The 18,419-nt window shown below is 68.6% G+C and carries 18 protein-coding genes; 10 read left to right on the plus strand and 8 right to left on the minus strand.

Annotated elements, in window-relative coordinates:
• Positions 1-9 precede the first annotated feature (9 nt).
• From ACFW47_RS11015 to ACFW47_RS11025, 3 genes are read right to left on the minus strand one after another with little or no spacing between them, the layout of a single operon-like run.
• Positions 10-609: a hypothetical protein gene (locus ACFW47_RS11015; protein WP_386305543.1), complete on the minus strand. Its 600-nt coding sequence runs from the start codon at positions 607-609 to the stop codon at positions 10-12.
• Positions 606-2,270 (minus strand): DEAD/DEAH box helicase family protein, encoded by a 1,665-nt coding sequence (locus tag ACFW47_RS11020; RefSeq protein ID WP_386305545.1) that lies wholly within the window; start codon positions 2,268-2,270, stop codon positions 606-608. The genes ACFW47_RS11015 and ACFW47_RS11020 overlap by 4 nt, the downstream gene beginning before the upstream one ends.
• A complete protein-coding gene (locus ACFW47_RS11025; protein ID WP_386305546.1) occupies positions 2,267-4,618 on the minus strand; it encodes an ATP-binding protein in 2,352 nt (783 codons plus the stop codon). The genes ACFW47_RS11020 and ACFW47_RS11025 overlap by 4 nt, the downstream gene beginning before the upstream one ends.
• 435 nt (positions 4,619-5,053) lie before the next feature.
• Here ACFW47_RS11025 and ACFW47_RS11030 point away from each other — a divergent pair, with 435 nt between their 5' ends.
• Positions 5,054-5,245 (plus strand): AbrB/MazE/SpoVT family DNA-binding domain-containing protein, encoded by a 192-nt coding sequence (locus ACFW47_RS11030; protein WP_386305548.1) that lies wholly within the window; start codon positions 5,054-5,056, stop codon positions 5,243-5,245.
• On the opposite strand, the gene ACFW47_RS11035 is transcribed toward ACFW47_RS11030, so the two are convergent.
• Complete coding sequence (locus tag ACFW47_RS11035; protein ID WP_386305549.1) at positions 5,226-6,023, minus strand: very short patch repair endonuclease; 798 nt, start codon at positions 6,021-6,023, stop codon at positions 5,226-5,228. The genes ACFW47_RS11030 and ACFW47_RS11035 overlap by 20 nt on opposite strands.
• 4 nt (positions 6,024-6,027) lie before the next feature.
• A complete protein-coding gene (locus tag ACFW47_RS11040) occupies positions 6,028-7,362 on the minus strand; it encodes a DNA cytosine methyltransferase (protein ID WP_386305550.1) in 1,335 nt (444 codons plus the stop codon).
• Positions 7,363-7,480: 118 nt separating this feature from the next.
• On the opposite strand from ACFW47_RS11040, the gene ACFW47_RS11045 reads away from it, so the two are divergent.
• Positions 7,481-8,320 (plus strand): Eco29kI family restriction endonuclease, encoded by an 840-nt coding sequence (locus tag ACFW47_RS11045; protein ID WP_386305552.1) that lies wholly within the window; start codon positions 7,481-7,483, stop codon positions 8,318-8,320.
• Between the two features lie 77 nt (positions 8,321-8,397).
• Complete coding sequence (locus ACFW47_RS11050; RefSeq protein ID WP_386305553.1) at positions 8,398-9,054, plus strand: Eco29kI family restriction endonuclease; 657 nt, start codon at positions 8,398-8,400, stop codon at positions 9,052-9,054.
• A gap of 176 nt (positions 9,055-9,230) precedes the next feature.
• Here ACFW47_RS11050 and ACFW47_RS11055 read toward each other — a convergent pair whose 3' ends face one another.
• Positions 9,231-9,488 carry a DUF397 domain-containing protein gene (locus ACFW47_RS11055; RefSeq protein ID WP_386305555.1) on the minus strand — a complete coding sequence of 86 codons (258 nt, stop codon included), beginning with the start codon at positions 9,486-9,488 and terminating at the stop codon, positions 9,231-9,233.
• Positions 9,485-10,366 (minus strand): helix-turn-helix domain-containing protein, encoded by an 882-nt coding sequence (locus ACFW47_RS11060; RefSeq protein WP_386305556.1) that lies wholly within the window; start codon positions 10,364-10,366, stop codon positions 9,485-9,487. The genes ACFW47_RS11055 and ACFW47_RS11060 overlap by 4 nt, the downstream gene beginning before the upstream one ends.
• 223 nt (positions 10,367-10,589) lie before the next feature.
• Here ACFW47_RS11060 and ACFW47_RS11065 point away from each other — a divergent pair, with 223 nt between their 5' ends.
• Together ACFW47_RS11065 and ACFW47_RS11070 are read left to right on the plus strand one after the other, a co-directional pair.
• Complete coding sequence (locus tag ACFW47_RS11065; protein WP_386305558.1) at positions 10,590-11,930, plus strand: hypothetical protein; 1,341 nt, start codon at positions 10,590-10,592, stop codon at positions 11,928-11,930.
• A gap of 55 nt (positions 11,931-11,985) precedes the next feature.
• Positions 11,986-12,690, plus strand: a complete 705-nt coding sequence (locus tag ACFW47_RS11070; protein WP_386305559.1) for a 2'-5' RNA ligase family protein — start codon at positions 11,986-11,988, stop codon at positions 12,688-12,690.
• Here ACFW47_RS11070 and ACFW47_RS11075 read toward each other — a convergent pair.
• Positions 12,571-13,182, minus strand: a complete 612-nt coding sequence (locus ACFW47_RS11075) for an ATP-binding protein (RefSeq protein WP_386305561.1) — start codon at positions 13,180-13,182, stop codon at positions 12,571-12,573. The two genes, ACFW47_RS11070 and ACFW47_RS11075, sit on opposite strands and share 120 nt — an antisense overlap.
• Positions 13,183-13,342: 160 nt before the next feature.
• Between ACFW47_RS11075 and ACFW47_RS11080 the strand changes: the two genes are divergently transcribed.
• From ACFW47_RS11080 to ACFW47_RS11100, 5 genes are all read left to right on the plus strand, one after another.
• Positions 13,343-13,540, plus strand: coding sequence for a hypothetical protein (locus ACFW47_RS11080; protein WP_386305562.1), 198 nt, complete (start codon positions 13,343-13,345; stop codon positions 13,538-13,540).
• On the plus strand, positions 13,537-13,716 hold the full coding sequence (locus ACFW47_RS11085) for a hypothetical protein (RefSeq protein ID WP_386305678.1): 180 nt from the start codon (positions 13,537-13,539) through the stop codon (positions 13,714-13,716). Before ACFW47_RS11080 ends, ACFW47_RS11085 begins: the two co-directional genes overlap by 4 nt.
• A gap of 187 nt (positions 13,717-13,903) precedes the next feature.
• Positions 13,904-14,107, plus strand: coding sequence for an FxLD family lanthipeptide (locus tag ACFW47_RS11090; RefSeq protein ID WP_386305564.1), 204 nt, complete (start codon positions 13,904-13,906; stop codon positions 14,105-14,107).
• Positions 14,108-14,186: 79 nt separating this feature from the next.
• Positions 14,187-17,237, plus strand: coding sequence for a lantibiotic dehydratase (locus ACFW47_RS11095; RefSeq protein WP_386305565.1), 3,051 nt, complete (start codon positions 14,187-14,189; stop codon positions 17,235-17,237).
• On the plus strand, positions 17,237-18,415 hold the full coding sequence (locus ACFW47_RS11100) for a lanthionine synthetase C family protein (RefSeq protein WP_386305567.1): 1,179 nt from the start codon (positions 17,237-17,239) through the stop codon (positions 18,413-18,415). The genes ACFW47_RS11095 and ACFW47_RS11100 overlap by 1 nt, the downstream gene beginning before the upstream one ends.
• Positions 18,416-18,419: the final 4 nt, after the last annotated feature.

Below are 18,419 nucleotides of genomic sequence, written 5' to 3' on the forward strand. Positions count from 1 at the left end.
CGGTTCCCCCTACATCTCGTTGAAATAGACGACCCGCACGCCAAGGAACTCGGCCATGCGCCGGTGTTCCTCCTTCTTCTCGGGCGACACGGGGGCGCGGAACGGATCGACGACGCAGATCATCCAGGGCCAGGTCTCCCCGGTGGACCGATCGAGGATGGCCGGCCACATGAGGTGCTTGAGGTTCGCCGCCGTGCCGGCCACGAAGTGCCGCTCCTCGTCCTCCATCCCGACCTCGCGGATCCTCGCGCGCATCGGCTTCTGCTGGGTGGTCCCCGGAATGACTTCCCAGTCGGAGCCGAGGGTCGCCGCCACCATCTGCTCGAGCGTCGCGGCCGGCCGCGTCACGTACTTGGCGTACTTGCCTTCCCCTCGCCGCGCCCGCTCGTACTCCTTCATAGGACAGTCCTTCAGCCACGGGCGGATGTTCGCCCGCTGCCCCACGAAGTCGAGTAGGCGACCGCCGATCTCCGGGTCCTCCGTCCACTCCCGGTAGAGGCGGGTGCGGTCCGCGTCCTGGAGGTGCGGCCACCGGGCCTCGTCTGCCTGGGTGTAGATCCGTGTGACCACGGCCTTCTCGACGGCGGGCGGGATCTTGTAGTCGGTCACAGGATTCCTTTCGGCAGGGGGAACTGGAGACGGACTTCGTCCGCGGCGGTCTCGAGGTCGGCGGCGTCCTGGATCCACATGTCCATCAGGGAGCCGACCGTCTCGTCCTGGAACTCGATCCGGGAGGCATGCGGTAGTTCCAGATGCTCGGTCTCCTCGGCTTCCAGCGTCCGACGCAGGTTCAGCACCGCCGCGGCGCGGCGGATGTCGGTCACGAAGTCGAGGACCTTCAAAGCCTTCTTGCCGGGGCTCAGGCGCAACCCCCGGCCGAGCTGCTGCACGAAGATCCTTCGGCTGTGGGTGACGCGCAGGAAGGCGATCAGATTCACATCGGGCACGTCGACGCCTTCGTTGAACACGTCAACGCAGGTGATCACCGGGACGCGGCCGAGACGGAACTCGTTGAGCAGGACGTCACGGTGACGCTTCGGCAGACCGCTGTGCAGGTGGGAGGCGTTGGCCCATGCCGGATCCGCGACGGCGAGGAGGTCCGCCATGTGCTCGGCGTGCTCAATGGTCTGACAGAAGACGATGGCGCGGGGCTCGGCGGTCTCCCGCCAGGCCGTCCGCAGGTGCTCGACGATCTCCTCATCCCGCTGGGGGAGGAACAGGCGCCGGTTCAGATCCTTGATGGAGTAGCCGTGACGGCTGATGTCCTGTACGGCATCCCAGTCGACACCGTCCGCGTACAGCTTGTAGTCGACGGCCGATAGATAGCCCGCTGCCATGCCCTCGGCGATGCCCATTTTGAAGCTGGGGTGGCCGAAGCGGGCGGTGATGTCGAACTTGTCGCCACGCCAAGGGGTGGCGGTGACTCCGAATCGTCCCGCAGTCCCGCACAGATCGAGGAGTTCCGCAAACCTGCCGGTCTCGGCCACGTGATGAGTCTCGTCGATCATGATGAGGTCGGGTTCGTAACCCGCGCGCACGGCGGACAGCGCCGACTCGACGGTCGCGACGACGACGCCGTCGAGGGCCCGGGGCTTGCTCTCGCCGGTGAGGAGGCGGGTGGGAACGCTCTTCGGGAGGTGCCGCCACAGCGCCTTCTCCAGCTGACCGACCAGGTCGCGCATGTGCGCGACGACCAGGACGCGCGCGTCCGGACGCGAGACGAGGAGATTGCCGATGACCTCGCCGCCGACGACCGTCTTACCCAGCCCCGTCGCCAGCACCAGCAGCGCTGTGCCTTCGGCGTCGAGGTCCCGCTCGATCGCGGCCACGGCCTGCTCCTGGTACGGCCGCAGGGCGTAGGGGGCGGGTACGTGGTCAGGCATCCTCTGGCCGATGGCGTCCAGGGTGGCTCCGTGCCACAGGGTGATGTCGACGCCGATCCCCGCCAGCGCCCGGCGTCGTGCCTCGGCCGGCGCGGTGATGTTCGTGTTGGTCACCAGGACGGCCTTGTCGGCGCGGTAGTGGGTGCGAGCGCGTTCGAGGTCGTCGACGCCCGCGTGGTCTGCCGTGCCGTGCGCCTTCCATTTGCTCTGGAACACCCACTGCTCGCGGTCGCGGACCGCGAGCAGGTCGGCGCCATGGTCGTGGGCGCCGTCTATGACGCGGACGTCGTGGAATCCCAGGTGCCACAGAGTCCGTTCGAGCGCCTTGGTCAGTCCCTCCGGGCCGCCATCGCGAAGTTCGGCGGCCGTCAGGAACGCGGCACTCACTCCTCACCCGCCAGTTCGTCGCGCAGGAGGGCGATGCTCAGGCGGGCACGCCGCAACTGCGGCGCGGTGGCCTCCCCTGCGAAGGTGCCGAGCGTCGCGACGTCCGCGAGGCAGCCCGTGACCCGGGCCAGGCTCAAAGCCTTCCCGGACGGGGAGGACACCCCGGCGTACGGGCCACGGAAGACGGCTCCGTCCATGAATGAGGCCGGCATCGCCTCGACGAGCCGGACCAGGGCCAGCGCGGGGACGTGGTGGACGAACCCGGAGTCCCGGCCGAGACGGCCGACGAGGCCGACACGTCCGGCGGCGATCATCGCCTCCTCGGTCGCGATCTTTTCCTCGTCGGAGAGGTGACCGTAAGCAGTTGTGTAGTCACCGCTCCGGTCGAGGACATCGGCCACACGCTCGCGAATCTCCGCCAGGAGGTCGCGGGCCTCCGCGCCGACGGTGGTGCCGTCGAGCGCGCTGTCCTGCAGGGACTCGGCGCGGATCGCGGCGACGAGTTGGGAAGGGCTCCAGTCAGAGCGCGCCCGAACCTTCAGGACGGCGGCCAGTTCGACCAGGAGGAGGTCAGCGTAGTCCGCGCCGAACCGCTGGAACGCGGCGTGCTCGGGGTCGACGAGGGCGGTTAGCTCGTTGCCGGATCGCTGATCGAGGAGGACCGGGACGCGTAGGCCGTTGTCGTCGAGGAGCCGCTCGCCCGGCTTCAGTAGCAGGGTCCGCACCTTCACATAGCCGAGCTCGGGATGCCCGAATGACCGACTCAGGTAGGTGTGCGGCGACGCCGCGCTCTCGTACCGGCCCAGGCGCTCGCTGCGGGTCTCCGTCTTCTCCTTGACCGCCACGGCGGTCTGGGCGGGCACGGTGGAGACAGCCTTGGAACCGGTCTCAGGCCGAACGGCGCCGGAGGCGGGGATGTCGGCGGGAAGGCCGAGAGCGCCTAGGACGGCCTGTTCGTCGGGCTGGGTCGGCACACTGGCCGCCGTCTTGGCTTCCTTGCCCCGCTTCTTGATCTCCTCGTGCCGCAGGACCGCCTGCCACCAGTGCTCGTCTGTCTGGAACTCAGAGACACCCGCCCGGAACTTCCGACCCCAGTCCCGAGTATCCGCGTGGATCGGCTTGTTGCCGTCGCCGGGGACGAGGCAGCGCAGGCCCGCGTCGTTGCGGCGGAAGCCCTTGAACAGCAGGGCCAACGGGCTCTCGTTCTCCGGGTAGCCGAGCTTGCTGGCGCGCTGGGGCTGGAGCGGCGCCACACCGCGCAGCAATTCCACGGCGGTGAGCCAGCTGCGGTCCCCGTACTCGAAGGCGTCCTTCTGGTAGGTGACGGGGACGTGGTCGAGATGGATCTCACCGATGAGGCGGCCGCCCTGGTGAGCGAGCTCGACCGGGTACTCAGGCTCTTCGTTCCCCGCGACGCCGTCGGGATTGTTCCAGGTGAAGAGCTGCTTGTCCCAGCGCAAGATCTTCCGGCCGTTGCGCAGGAAGTCGATCCCGTACTCGGTCTTGTCGAGGTAGCGCTGGACACCGAGCCAGCCGTGGATCCGGCGCTCGCGCACGGCCAGGTTGCCGCTGCCGCAGACCGAGCAGATCTCACCCGAACCGATCTGCCACTCCCCACAGTCCCGGCAGGCGATTCCGTCCTGGAGTTTCTCGTTGATCGGGATATAGGCGGGGACCCGCTCCTTGCCGTTGTAGAGCACGTAACGGTCGTCGCCCCAACGGCAGTGGCGGACCGGCTTGACCTGGGTCCCGCCGACGTAGAGCTCGAAGGGATGCTCAGTCAGGATCCACGAGTACACCGAACCCAGGGTGTTGCGGAGCGAGGCGCCGTTGCGGCGCAGCCACTCGGCGCGCGCCGGCTGCAGGCGGTCGACGATGATCCTCGTGCCGTGGTGGGACGGGTTGTCCTTCGGCTCGGTGATGTCCTTCGCTTCGAAGTCGTCCTTGATCTGGTCGAGGTCGATCTCGACGCCGATCCACTCCGTGTCGCCGGCGCGGGTAGTCAGGACACGGGTGCGCCTGCCGAGGCGGGCGGTCGAGATGTTGAAGCCCATGCCGAACAGACCGAGCTTGTCGTGCATGTCGTTCCCGGACCAGCCGGCCCGCACCGCGCGCGCCAGCCGGTCGTACGACATGCCCCGCCCGGTGTCGCGGACCTCCAGGACTCCCTTCGGGGACGACGGCAGGGTCACGCTGACCGTGAAGCCGTCGGCCCACTCCACCCCCGAGCGGAGGACGTCGAGAAAGTCGTCGAAGGGGTTGTCGACGAGTTCGGCCACACACTGCCACTCGTCGAAATCGATCTCGCCCAGCATGCTGAGCACGCGGGCGGAAGGGGTGATCTTCACTCCGGCGGAACCCTCCTGACGGGTGGGGACGCTGTTATGACGGCCGCGGCGTGCGTGGGCACGGCGAAGCCGCCCGACTCTGATGAGTTGAGCGTTCGAACCCGAGGGTAGAGGCGACCACTGACAATCCGGCCGGAGTTTGCGAACTCCGGCGAATCGTGTGGCTACCGGGACAGGGATGAAAGTATTGAATCATCGTGAACAGGGGTGATCCGGTCACGGATGGCGGGGGAGCGGGTGGCCGTCGCGGCCGCGGTCCTCTCACGCACCAGGTTTGCGACGCGTTCCGCGGCGGCTCCAGGATCTTCGTGTTCCCGAGGACGATGACGCCCAGCCACCTGCACCCGCGTCGGCTCAGACCACACGGCAAGCTGTCTCACTCGCCGCAGTGCTCCTTTGGCTCGATCCCACCTCCACCACTCGTGAAAGACTGGGATGGTGATTCGAAGCCCATCCGAAGTCACCGTCGGCGCCGACGGCACGGTTGCCCTGCCTATGAGCATCTTGGCTGAGGCTGGTATCAACCCCGGTGAGACATTGCTGGCTCACAGCGATGGGGACGGCAGGATCGTCCTGCGCCGTTTGGATGACGCTGTCAGTGACCTGATCAGTGGTCGCCCGCTGTAGCGACGAGGTGCGCTGAGCCGCGCTTTCGCCGGACAGTGTTCTCGATTCGAGTCGCTGCCTGGTTGAGGTCGTCGTGCTCCCAAACGCGGATGACTGTCCAGCCGGCCGCGGCCAGCGTCTCGTTGGTCTCCGTATCCCGCGCCTTGTTGCCGTTGATCTTGTCCCGCCAGAAGTCGGCGTTCTTCGTGGCAGGCCGGTAGTGGTCCGGGCAGCCATGCCAGAAGCAGCCGTCTACGAATACCGCGACGCGGTCGCCGGGGAAGACAAGGTCGGCTCTCCGCCGGACGTCGGCGATTGGCCGGGTATCGACCCTATAGCGCATGCCGCGACCATGGAGCAGGCTGCGGAGCAGCAGCTCTGGTCTGGTGTTCTTACTGCGGTTTCCGCGCATCGAGGCCCGCACCTCGAGCGACGACGCGGTTGACTCGGGCGGCAGTGTTTCTTCCGCCAGAAGCCCCTTTGCTCGTGCTTGTCGCCACGCCTCAGCCAGGTTCTGTTTGCGCGAGTCGAACTCGACCTCGCAGACATACCTCTCCTCGGTCTTGCCGTCCTGTGACCAGCGAAGATAGGCGCGAATGCGCCGTGTGCTCCGGTACAAGCGGAGCGTGATCGAGGCGCGTGCGAGGCGCCCGTCACCTAGGTCGACGTTGCGTCGGTTGCGGCCGCCGGAGGCGTGGTCTTGCTCGACTGCTGGCGCGGCCGCACCGGCTCGACGCTTATACGCGCGCTCCGGGGGCAACCTGTCCTTCCAGCGCCCCCCGCCCCCTGTCTGCGGCATGACTCTAGTGTCCCGCCGCAGACAGGGCATCGGCGACGGCCTTGGCGAAGAACTCACCGAGGACGACCGGAACAGCGTTGCCCAACTGCCGCATTTGCTCGCCTCGGGGGCCTGAGCCGTGCCATTCGTCCGGGAACGTCATTACCCGGGCGGTCTCGCGCACGGTCATGTAGCGGTACAAGCCGTCGGTGCCGGGCACCCGCTCGTCCAGTCGCATCACGGACTCGCCACCCGGTACGCCGTGAACGCCGGCCTTGACGGTCTTCGCGGGACGGTCGAGTTCGTTCGGGGTGTGCCCCTTGTAGATGCGGGCTCCAGGCCATCCAATGTGACCGACGACGTCGATCTCCCGGCCGAAGTCGAACTTCTCGTGGAGGCGTTCCAGGTCGACAGAGGGCAGCGCGGGGAGCTTCACGTCCGTGCCGTAGCCCTGGATGGCGTCACGCAACGTGCGCCATGGCTGGCAGTCGTCTTCCTTGATCACCTTCGGGAGGTGCTTTCGCACTCGGTCGCGAACGTGGTCCTCTACGTCTGGGTGGCGCTGCCAGTAGGGGCCGTCCTCGTCGCGCATGGATCGGTGCAGGGCGGCCTCCGAGAACCTCTCCGTCGTGACGTACTTTTCGAAGGCGTCGACGTCCACGCCGAGGTCGGCCCGAAATGCCACGATCACGACGCGGTTGCGTACCTGCGGGACTCCATAATTGGCGGCGTTGACCCGCACCATCACGACCTTGTAGTGATCCGGGTCACTATCATTATCGGACAGTTGGTCGAGAATGCGCGTCAGGTGGGCGTTATGGTCCTGCCACCTGACGCGATCGACGCGCTCCTCAAACGGAAGACGCAGCTCGTTCTGGATGTATTGGAAGTACTCGGCGAACGACGGTCGCAGCAGTCCGCGGACGTTTTCGCAGATAACTGCCTTCGGGCGCATTTCTCGCACGGCCTTGAACATGGCAGGGAACATATTGCGCTTGTCTTCGTCGCCCTTGGCGGCCCCGCCAGCGCTGAACGGCTGGCACGGAGGGCCTCCGGCGAGGACGTCGACCTCGCCCTGGAGGGCGCTCAGGTCCAGGTCACGCACGTCCCCCGGATAGAGGGGGGCGGGCTGCCCCGGCTGTGGTGGCTTGGGATTCTTCTCCTCGGTGCGCTCCAGGCCGTCGACGCCGAGAGTCTTCCGCGCGCTCGCGATGAGCGTCTCGCAGGCCCGGTTGTTGAACTCGTTGAACAGGAGTGGGCGGAAGCCCGCTTGGTGGACCGCCATGGCAAGGCCGCCCCCGCCCGCGAACAGTTCAACGCTGGTCCGCGGCTTCTTTGCTTCTTCAGGCAGGTCAACCATGGGGAAACCATACCGCGGAGTTTGCGATCATGGCGGGTTTCCACTCGAACGGGTCGCCTATAAGTGAGCAAGACCATAGGGTCCGTGGTGATCAACGCGGCAGAAGGGGCCCAAGAGAATGACGCAGGCGGCCAGGTCAGACGGCCGTGGCACCTACCACGACGACTTCCGACTGAGCATCACCAAGGCCCTTGGCGATCAACTGGCCCAGGCGCTGACGCACCTCGGTCGCGCTCCGCTCGCCCAGCAGTACCTCACCAGCCTCGACGAGCGGCCCGGCGTCTACCAGCTATACCTTCACGGTGAGTTCGTCTACGTAGGCAAGGCTGATAAGTCCCTGCCCAGTCGACTGGGCAACCATCTGCGGAAGCTCTCGGGTCGACGCAACATCGACCTCCGCGATGTTTCTTTCTCCTGCCTGTACGTCGATGAAGACTTCTCCGCCCTGGCTCCCGAGCAGCTACTCATAAGCCACCACAAGGAAATGGGAAACATACCGTGGAACAACAACGGGTTCGGCAATAAGGACCCGGGGCGTCAGCGTGACAGTACGGTTCTAAAGAAGAACCACTTCGACATCGTCTACCCGATCGACCTGGATCGCCCCGTCGAGGGCCTTGAGCCTGGGAAGATTGCGCTGAGCGCCTTTCTCAAGGTGCTCAAGAACGGACTGCCCTACAACTTCCGATACACCGAGCCGCCACGCTCGAAGGCGACCTTCTTGACTGTGCCGCAGGCTGGTCTGTCCGCCGACGAGGCGTTCTATTTGGTATCCGAGGCACTTCCAGGGGCGTGGCAGATCGCTGCCCTCATGGGGTACGTGATCATGTACGCGGACTCCCCGAACGAGTACAAGAGCGCCTGGCGGTACTACCGGTCTGGCAGAGTGGTCGAGACCGAGCCCGAGGCGTCGCCCGAGGAGATCACTCAGGACGATCTCTTTCGCGCCGGCGAGTGACCAGAAAACGCAGAAGTCGAACATAGCCGTACAAGCGGAACCTCCCCCGCAGACACTCAATCACCGATCAGGAAGCCATGCCCGCCGAGTACACCCCCGCGTCGTTCGACCCTCTGTCGACCGCGCAGATCGCGAACACCATCTGTGAGACCTTCGAGCGGCAACCCCTGGTCTCCATGACTCACGAGATCCCGAGGTTCGAGGGTTCCGGGCTCTACGCCCTCTACTACCGTGGTGCGAGCGTAGACCTGTACCTCCCGCTCGCCAGCCTTCAGATCCCCGTCTACGCGGGGCAGGCCCTTTCCAGTAACACCGCCACCGGGGAGAGGGTGCGGGAGCGGTATCCCCTCCATAGCAGGCTCAAGCAACACCGTTTGTCGATCATGGAAGGTGGCCTCCCGATCGCCGACTTCCGGTTCCGGGCCCTCCTGCTGCCTGACGTACACGCCGATCTGGGAGAGAACGCGCTCCGCGTCGGATACACGCCGGTCTGGAACAGCAAGCTCAAGGGCTTCGGCAGCAAAGAGCAGGGGGCGACGACCCGCCAGAGCAAGAAGAGTAAGTGGGACACGGTGCATGATGGGCGTCGGCGCACTCACGGTGGCGTCGTACATGACGTCGAGAAGGTGGTCGCAGAGGCCGAGGCCCACATTGCGCGGCAAGTGACCGACTACGACGAGTTGCCATGGCCTCACCCCGCCACCGATAGCTACCTTGACCTTGACATCCCGTGAGCTCGGTTGTCACCCACGTTCGTTGCGCTGTGGTCGGCGACATGAGGAAGTGGCCCCGAGAACTCCTCGAAGTGGGCATCCCGTCGCAGCCACGACGAGGGTCTACAATGTGGCCGCTGGCGACTCAGCGCGCGCACCCTCAGGAAAGGGCTACCCGGCTTCCAACAGCGCCACGCTCAACCCCAACGCTCGCTGATTGACCTGCGGGTGATCCCGCTGATCAGCGCGCGCATCGCCGCTTTCGAGAAGAACAACGGCCCCCGGCTGATGTCCTTGGAATCGCGGACTGCGGCGCGGTCGACCAGTATGGCAACTTCCACACAGTCGTTCGCACCCCCGCTGTACGAACTCTTCCGCCACCACGCGTGCGCGAAATCGACATCGTGCGGAGCTGTCGTGACATCGTGCGGGGCGACCATGTCGGGCGTGCTCACTCTTCGAGCTCCTTGCTGATGCGTGCAATGTAGGTGCGAGTCTCTGACGGGTCGAGTGCGCTTCCTCTCAACTCGTCAGAGATGTTCGTGTAGTTGTCCACGTCCTCTGGGGCCTCGAGATACACGGAGTTCTTGGGGTTCTCCAACCACACGAGGTCCGGCGTGGGGCGCGGGAAGGTCAGGATGACGAACGGACCGTACAGCCCGGGATGCGCCCCGAGCGAGAACGGCAGCAGCTGCACGGTGACGTTCGGCTGCTCGCTCGCCTCCACCAGCTTCCGCATCTGGTCGCGCATCACGTCGACGGACCCGACCGTCCTGCGCAGCACGGCTTCGTCGAGGATCGCCCAGAGCCGGGCGGGGGCCTCACCGCCCAGGCGGCTGTTCTGCCGCTCCATGCGGACCCTGACCAATGATTCGATCTGCGGCGGGGACAGATCTTTCCGCATTTGAGAGATCACGGCGCGGGCGTAGTCTTCAGTCTGGAGCAGTCCCGGCACGAGCATCGGCTGGTAGCTGGCGAGATGCGTCGCGCCGGCCTCCAGCGCGAGGTAGCCGTCGTAGCGGGTCGGGGTGAGCACCGTCGAGTACTTCCGCCACCAGGGCTTCTGCTGCTCCTTGTCCGCCCGTACGAGGTCGAGCACGTCGGCCCGCCGGTGCTCGTCGTCGACGCCGTACAGGTCCAGCAGGGCCCGAACGAGGACCGGTGTCGTGCCGCGTTCGCCGTTCTCGATCCGGCTCAGTGACCCCTGGTTGACCTCCAGCCGATCGGCGACCTCGGTGAGGGTGAGTCCGGTCGCGTCGCGCAGCTCCTTCAGTCGTGCCGCGAGCTGTCGCCGGTACACGGACTGCGGGACCAGGCTTCTCTTCAAGGCCATGCCGGAAGTCTCTCCGTACCAGCGACGCCTCTACAACCCATATGGGTCAACGTTTCAAGACATATTGCCTAGTTGATGGTTGCGTCGGCATGCTGTCAGGAGTCACGGCGCGCGTTCGTACGGGCGTGCGCCGCAGCCGACCGATGGGCGACGCATCGCCACGACCCCGCTACCGGCACGCGCCTCCGCGTCGGTCCCGCACGCCGCACCAGGAGGGTGGGCCATGCCACGGACAACGTTGCTCCGGCAGCTGCTCCAGCAACGGCACCTGACAACGCACGAGGCTTTCGCTGCCCAGTACGAGCGGGCCGCCGCACGGCTGGCAGAACTTGACCGTGACCCTCGCCTGGCGTCCCTCCAGGTCTCTTCCCGCCAGTTCGACCGCTGGTACGGCGGGGAGCTATTGACTCTGCCCCGCCCTGACGCCTGCCGGGTGCTGGAGCACATGCTGGGCAGACCAGTGTCCGAACTGTTCTCCACGGCGTACGACGGCGACTTCGCGCACGACCACGACGATGAGTCGAGCACGCGCCGGCAGGCGACGAGTGCCCCTCCGCCACGCGAGGACGACGAGAACCCACTGGACATCGTCACCCGGGCCCGGCAGCTCATGGCCAGCAACGCCGACGACGCGACGCTCGCCTTCCTCGACTCCTCTTTGCAGGGCGTCGCCAGCCGGTACGAACAGGACGGGCCGTACGTCCTCCGCCCCCAGGCCCGCCAGGTACGGCAGCTCGCCCACACTCTCCTCGACGGCCGCCAGCCCCCACGCGCGCGCCGGGAGCTTTTCCGCCTCGCCGCCCGCGCCTCCGGCCTGCTCGGCTACATGGCGGTGAACACGGGCGACTTCGCGCTCTCGGAGGCGTACTGCACCGAAGCCCGGGGTCTCAGCCGTGAGATCGGCGACCTGGACACCGACCTCTGGGCGTGCGGCACCCTCTCCTTCAGCCTCTACTACGCCGGCCGGTACGACGAGGCGGACGCCTGCGCGGCCGCGGCCGTCGAGCGAGCCCCGCGCCACGCCCAGTCCATCCGCCTGCTCGCCAACGGCCGGGCCCGGGCCCTCGGCAAGGCCGGCGACCGACGTGCCGTCGAGCAGGCCACCGGACAGGCACTCCGCCTCTCCGACCTCCACGAGGTACCCGTCGGGCTGACCTCCTGCATCTCCTTCGAGCCGTACGGACGGGCCCGGACGCTGGCCAACGCCGTCACGTCACACGTGGCGCTGCGCAACACGGCGCAGGTACTGCGCGACGCCGAGCACATCGACGATCTGGTGGAGCACTCGGCCTCCTCCTGGAGCCGTTCGCTCGTACGCCTCGACGTCGCCACCGCGCTGCTGCAGCAGCGCACGCCCGACATCGACCACGCGATGGCACTGGGCCGTGAGGCCCTGCGATTGTGCGGAGACACACCGATCAGCTCCGTCTACCAACGCTCCCGTGACCTGCACGAGCAGGCCGGGCCGTGGCGTGATCACTCGGCGGTACGCGATTATGGCGAGGAGTTCCGGACCTGGAGCTCGCAGCCAGCCGTCCTGGCCATGGCGTCATCCGCGTCGTAGGCGCTGTCGATGTCGTCGTGCTCCGGGGCAGTGTAAAGCCGAAGGAGTCCGACGGGTGCCCCTGCTCAGCGCCGATCCCGCCGCGTTCCCCGCCGAGCCCCCCGCCGACACGCACGATCCGGCGGCTACCGCGGCCCACGACTGGGCGGCGTTCAGCGCACTCGACGAGATGACCGACCACTGGGCACGCCCCGGTTGGGCGGACGGCAGTCGGGCGTACTACTGGATGCTGACCTTCCCGGACCACCAGCGGCTCCAGGCTCTCGCCGGGCACTGCCAAGAGGAGCTGGCGCCCCTCGGCCTCGACCCGGTACCGACGGACGGACTGCACATCACCCTCGCCCGCGTGGGAAACCCGGACTCCGCCACGTCCGGACGGCTGGACGGCTTGGCGCGGGACGTCAGGGCACTGCTGCCCTCGGCCTTCTCCCTGCGCGCCATGCCGCTGGCCGGATCCCGCGGTGCCGTCCGTCTGTCCCTCGGCCCCTGGGAGCCCCTGCTGCGGCTGCACCACGCGCTGGCCAAGGCGGGGAGCAGCGTCGGTCTGGCTCCGAAGAAGCCGACGTCCGCCTTCCGACCGCACCTGAGCCTGGCCTACAACAACCGTCAGCGCCCCGCCGCACCCGTTGTCGCAGCGGTCTCACGGCTTCGCGCGCTCGCGGCCGTCGAACTTCTCGTGCCCGCCTTCCAGTTGGTGGAGCTCCGGCGTGAGGGGCGGATGTACCGCTGGGATGTGCGCAACGACGTCCCGCTCGGGTAGCCCACCGGCGCCCAGGGCAAGAGCCACGACCACCTCCTTGCCGACAGCGGTCGGACGGACCGACCACCCAGAGGCCAACTCCCCGACGAGCAGCAGACCAAGACCGCTGCCCGTCAACTCACCCGATGACACCTCCGCGGACCGTGCCCGGACCCTGGAGACATCCCGTCCCGCGTCATGGACCCGTAGCGCCGCCACGTTCCGGTAGACCTCCACGCACATGCAGTCCGGTCCGCCGGCCGTGTGCCTGACCGCGTTGCCCACGAGCTCCGAGACGACCAGAACGGCGTCGTCGACCCGCTCCGGCAGGGCAAGTCCGTCGAGGGCCTCGCGAACACGCCTGCGCGCGAGGCTTGAAGGCTCGGCGCAGTCGGCCAGCTTCACCCAGTGACGCCGTAGTGGTGTCTGCCTGCAGAGATTCTCTTCGCCCACCGCGTCCATCGCCGCATCTCGTTTCCGGTAGGCACTGGACGGATCAGCCTCGCCATGCATGAGCCGCGGCGGTACGCCGCACCTCCGCCTTTCCGCGCGCCGTCGGACGGCGGACGAACGGCGTGCTGACGGCGTACCGCCGCCGAACGCCCCCGGCGAGGCTCTACGTCGAGGCGCCGGTCGCTGGCGTCTCGGCCCACCCGGCTGGAGGTAACGCGGAATGAGCAGCAGTGCAAGGCAGGCCGCACCACACAGGACGTGCGGGATCGTCACCCCGCTGCTCGTGATGCCGGCCCACCGGGAGGAGGACCGGACGAACCTCGCCGCCTGGCAGGCCCGGACCGGTGCGCTGACCACGACGCCGTGGGCGGTCGTCGACGCTGCCGGCTCCATGGCCTTACGGAGGCCGGCGGCGTGATGACCACCGCGCGGCAACGGTCGCTCCGGCAGCTGCTGGACCAGGTCGGATGGGTGCTGCGGCATCCGGTGGCGTACGCCCGTCGGTTCGGGTTCGGCGCTTTCCAGGTGCTGTTTCTGCCCGTCCTGGTGACCGGCACCACGTTGACCACGTTCTACGCGGGCCAGTTCCGGTAGCACTGGCCCGCGTTCCAGGCCCCCCTCTCCGGATGCTCCGAATCCATCTCCCCCACGGAATCCGATCAGCCGGAGAGGGGCCGCACCGCAGGGTGCGAACGCACGACCCCGGCCGCGCGGCGGTGCCGCGCACGAGCCGGGCAGCACGACGAACCGTTCGGCACCTTCCGACAGGAGAGGAAGCGCGATGACCGCGACCATGCTCACCCCGATCCCGCCGACCACCACCGAGGCGTCCGTCGCGACGGTCGTCCCCGACGTGTCCGCGGACCCGTTCGACGTCGACCTGACCATTGTCACGGAGGTCGACGCCGACCTGCTTCCCAAGGCGTGCGGCACCGGTGACGGATGCAAGTCGACCTGTGCCTCGTCCTGCACGAGCGCCGTCTGACGGCAGGCTCGTGCACGGGGTCGGGGGCGCTGCCGCCCCCGACCCCGCCCGTTCACAGCACTGATGGCGGAGGCACTGGGTGGGAAGCCACGAAAAGTACTACCGGCACACGGGCACGGCCCTGCTCCGTGCCGCCGCGATGCCGTTGACGGGTCTGCCGGGATGGTGGCCCGATCCGTCCGACACGGACGCGTGCGGCAGATGGCTACGGCAGGTGTGGACCGACGCGCGGTTCACCGACGCCGTTCGGCAGGCGAGCGGCGATCTCGCCACGCGGGTCGACGTGATCTGCACCGGGCAGCCGGTCCGCCCCAAGCAGGTCCGGCGCGTCGCCATGGCCACCGTGCGCTATGTGCTGCGCGCGACCGGGCGGCCGACGCCGTTCGGTCTGTTCGCGGGGGTGGCCCCGGTCAGCGTGGGTTCCGTGCCGTACATGAGGTGGGGCGAGGAGCACCGGGCCGTGGCGCGGGTGGACACCGAGTGGCTGGACGACGTCATCGCCCGGCTGGAGGCGTGTCCTGCGCTGCTGGAGCGCCTGGACGTGGTCCTCAGCAATCTCGCGGCGCGCCGCGGCGAGCGCCTGCACGTCCCGCATGGCGGACCGATGGGAGCCACTGTCCGGCGCACTGGTGCGGTCCGCATGATCGAGAACCTGGCACGCGGGCCGGTGCGCTTCGCCGCCCTCGCCGAGCAGCTGACGGCCTCCTTTCCCCGGACCGAGCCGCAGAACGTCAGCAGGCTGCTCGGCTCGCTGGTGCGCGAGAAGTTCCTGGTCACCAGCCTGCGTGCACCGATGACCGAAACCGACCCGCTGTCCCACCTGGTCGAGAGGCTGTACGACGCGGACGCGAGCGCGGTGCCGGAGGCCGCGCGGGTTCTACGCGAACTGGAATCGGTGCGACGTGCCGTGCACAAGCACAACCGGTGCCCTGCGAACGGGCAGGGGCGGGTTCGGGAGGAACTCACCGGTCGGCTGCGTCGGCTCTCCGACGCGGGCCGGAGCCCCCTGGCCGTCGACCTGAGCCTGGACGCCGAGGTGCGGATCCCCGAGAGCGTCGCGTTCGAGATGGAGAAGGCTGCCGACGCCTTGCTGCGGCTCACGCGTCGGCCGTCGGGTCAGGGCGTGTGGAAGGAGTACCAGGTCGCGTTCTGGGAGCGGTACGGCACCGGAACGCTGGTGCCGGTGAAGGAGGTCGTCGACCCGGCGTCCGGGCTCGGCTACCCGGCCGAGTATCCCGGCAGCCGTATGACCGCGCCGCCCCCGGAGGTCTCCGAGCGTGACGAGCGGCTGCTGGCGCTGGCCTGGCGGGCGCTGGCCGACGGGAGCAGGGAGATCGTCCTCACCGGCGACCTGATCGACCACGTGGCCGGCGGGGAGCCGACCGGAGGGGAGGCACCGCCCCACGTGGAGATGTGCGCGCGCCTGCACGCCGACAGTCTGGCCGCTCTGGAGTGCGGGGACTTCACGCTCACCGTCACACCGGCCCGCGCCGCGGGAACGCTCACGTCGCGGTTCACCCCGGTCGCCACTGGAACGGGGCTCGACGAGGTCTACCGCCAGGTCCCGGCGGGCGTCGAGAACGCACTGACCGCGCAGCTGTCCTTCCCGCCGCTGTACCCGCACACCGAGAACGTCGCCCGCGTCCCCGCGTATCTCCCGCACGTGATCCCGTTGGGCGAGCACCGCGGCCCCGACGACACCGCGCCGACACTCGTCGACGTCGACGACCTCGCGGTCACCGCGACGCACAGCCGCCTGTACCTCGTCAGCATCTCCCGCCGCCGCGTGGTGGACCCGCAGGTCTTCCACGCCGTGGCCCTGGACAAGCAACCCCCGCCCCTGGCCCGGTTCCTGGCGCACCTGACCCGCGCCTTCGGCCCCGCCTGGACCGGCTTCGACTGGGGGCCACACGGCGCACGGCTGCCGTTCCTGCCCCGCGTCCGTCACGGGCGCGTGATCCTCTCTCCCAGCCGCTGGAACCTGACCGCCGACGCGCTTCCAGGCCACGGCGCGGACACGCAGGAGTGGACGGACGCCCTCGGTCGGTGGCGGAAGCGGTGGCACTGCCACGGCGCCGTCGAGCTGAGGGAGGACGACCGGACACGGCGGCTCCAACTCGACGTACCGGCACACACCGCGGTCCTGCGCGCCCACCTGGATCGGGAAGGCCAGGCCGTGCTCACCGAGGCGCCGCCCGAGGAGAGCTATGGCTGGACCGGCGGCCACGTCCACGAGATCGCCCTGCCGATGACCAGCACCCGCCCGCCGACCCCCGACCCGCTCTCCGGCTTCCTCCCCACGCTGACCAACGGCACCCTCGGAACCGTACCCGGAGCGGTGCGGGCACCCTGGCTCAACGCGAAGATCTACACCCACCCCGACCAGTTCAAGGAACTGATCGGCACCCACCTCACACGGCTTGCCGCCAGGCTCCCGGGCACACCCGAGTGGTGGTTCGTCCGGTACCGCACCCCGCACGACTTCGATCACCTGCGCCTGCGTATCCGCACCCGCAGCCCCGGGCAGTACGCCGCCTACACCGAACTGGTCGCCGGCTGGGCCGCCGAACTGCGCCGCGACGGGCTCAGCAGCAGGCTCGTGTTCGACACGTACACCCCGGAGACCGGCCGCTACGGCCCCGGCGCCGCCATGCGCAGGGCCGAGGCCGTGTTCACGGCCGACTCGGCCTACGCCCTCGCAGCCCTCCAAGGCCGGGGAGCCGGCGGCATCGGCGGGAGCGCGCTGGCAGCGGTCGGCATGGTGGACATCGTCTGCGGCCTGCTGGGCCCCGAAAAGGGCATGCGGTGGCTGGCCGACCGACCCGCTCCAACCGCTCGCGTCGAGCGAGGCGTCAGCGACCAGGCCATCGAACTCGTTCGCCGCACCACGCCCCGGGCCCGCGGCTGGGGCGAAACGCTCGCCCACGCCTGGCACCACCGCGCCGCCGCCCTGGCGCTGTACCGCGAGAGCCTCGCGGCCGGCATGGACCTCGACTCCGTTCTGGAGTCCCTGCTGCACATGCACCACAACCGCCTGCGCGGTCCGGACCGGGAGGAGGAGGCGATCTGCCGCCGCCTGGCCCGTCAGTCCGCCATCGCATGGGCCGCCTGGCCGGGGGAGAGCCACTGATGAACCACGACACGCCGCCCACAGCCACCAGGCCCGGATGGGGTCAGTCGCTGTACTTCGGCGCGGCGGGAGTCGCCCTGCTGCACGCCGTCCGGGCCCACACTGGCGAGGACGACGACAGGGACGCGCTCCGCCCCTGGGCCGCCGCCATGGTCAAGGGCCCGATCCAGGCCGCTCCCGAAGCGTGCGGCCTCTACGAGGGTGCCCCGGCAGTCGCGTACGTCCTCAGCTTCACGCACACGAGCACCGCCACCCGCGCCCTGGCGACCCTGGACACCCACCTCGCCGACGTCACCCGCCACCGTCTCAGGCGGGCACACGCCCGCATCGACCGGGGCACGCTGCCCACCCTGGGCGAGTACGACCTCATCAGCGGACTGACCGGACTGGGCGCCTACCACCTGCACCGCGGCCACAAGGCAGAACTTCAGGACGTTCTCGCCTACCTGGTGCGGCTGACCGAACCGATCACCACCGACGCGCACCCCCTGCCCGGCTGGTGGACAGGCGACAGCCCCGAGCTGCGGCCGTCGCCGCGATGGCCCGGCGGACACGGCAATCTCGGCCTGGCCCACGGCATCGCCGGACCGCTGGCGCTGCTGGCCACGGCACTGCGCCACGGCCATGCGGTGTCAGGACAGTCGGAAGCGGTCATCCGGATCTGTGACTGGTTCGACCGCTGGCGCACCGGCTCCGGCCCGTGTGCCTGGTGGCCGGACCTGATCACGCGAGCCGAACACAGCTGCGGCGAGCTCCGACACCCAGGCCCGACACGCCCGTCCTGGTGCTACGGCATCCCCGGCATCGCCCGCGCCCAACAACTCGCCGGCCTCGCCCTCGGCGACCACGACCGGCAACGCCAGGCCGAACACGCCCTGGTCGGCTGCGTGACCGACGACGCGCAGCTCGCCCAGCTCACCGACGCATCCCTCTGCCACGGCTGGGCGGGCCTCACACAGACCGTCTTCCGTGCCGCAGCCGACGCCGTCGACGACGAACTCGCGTCACGGATTCCCCACCTGACCGCCCGGCTCGACGACCACTTGGCCCAGCGCGGACTGCCGCACGACGCCGGTCTGATGGAAGGCACGGCAGGCATCCACCTGACCCGCCTCACCGACCCGGCCGACACGGCGATCACCACCCCCTGGGACCGCTGCCTGCTCCTGACGGGGTGACACC

The sequence above is a fragment of the Streptomyces sp. NPDC058796 genome, from assembly GCF_042745235.1.
In the GTDB taxonomy this organism is placed as follows: domain Bacteria; phylum Actinomycetota; class Actinomycetes; order Streptomycetales; family Streptomycetaceae; genus Streptomyces.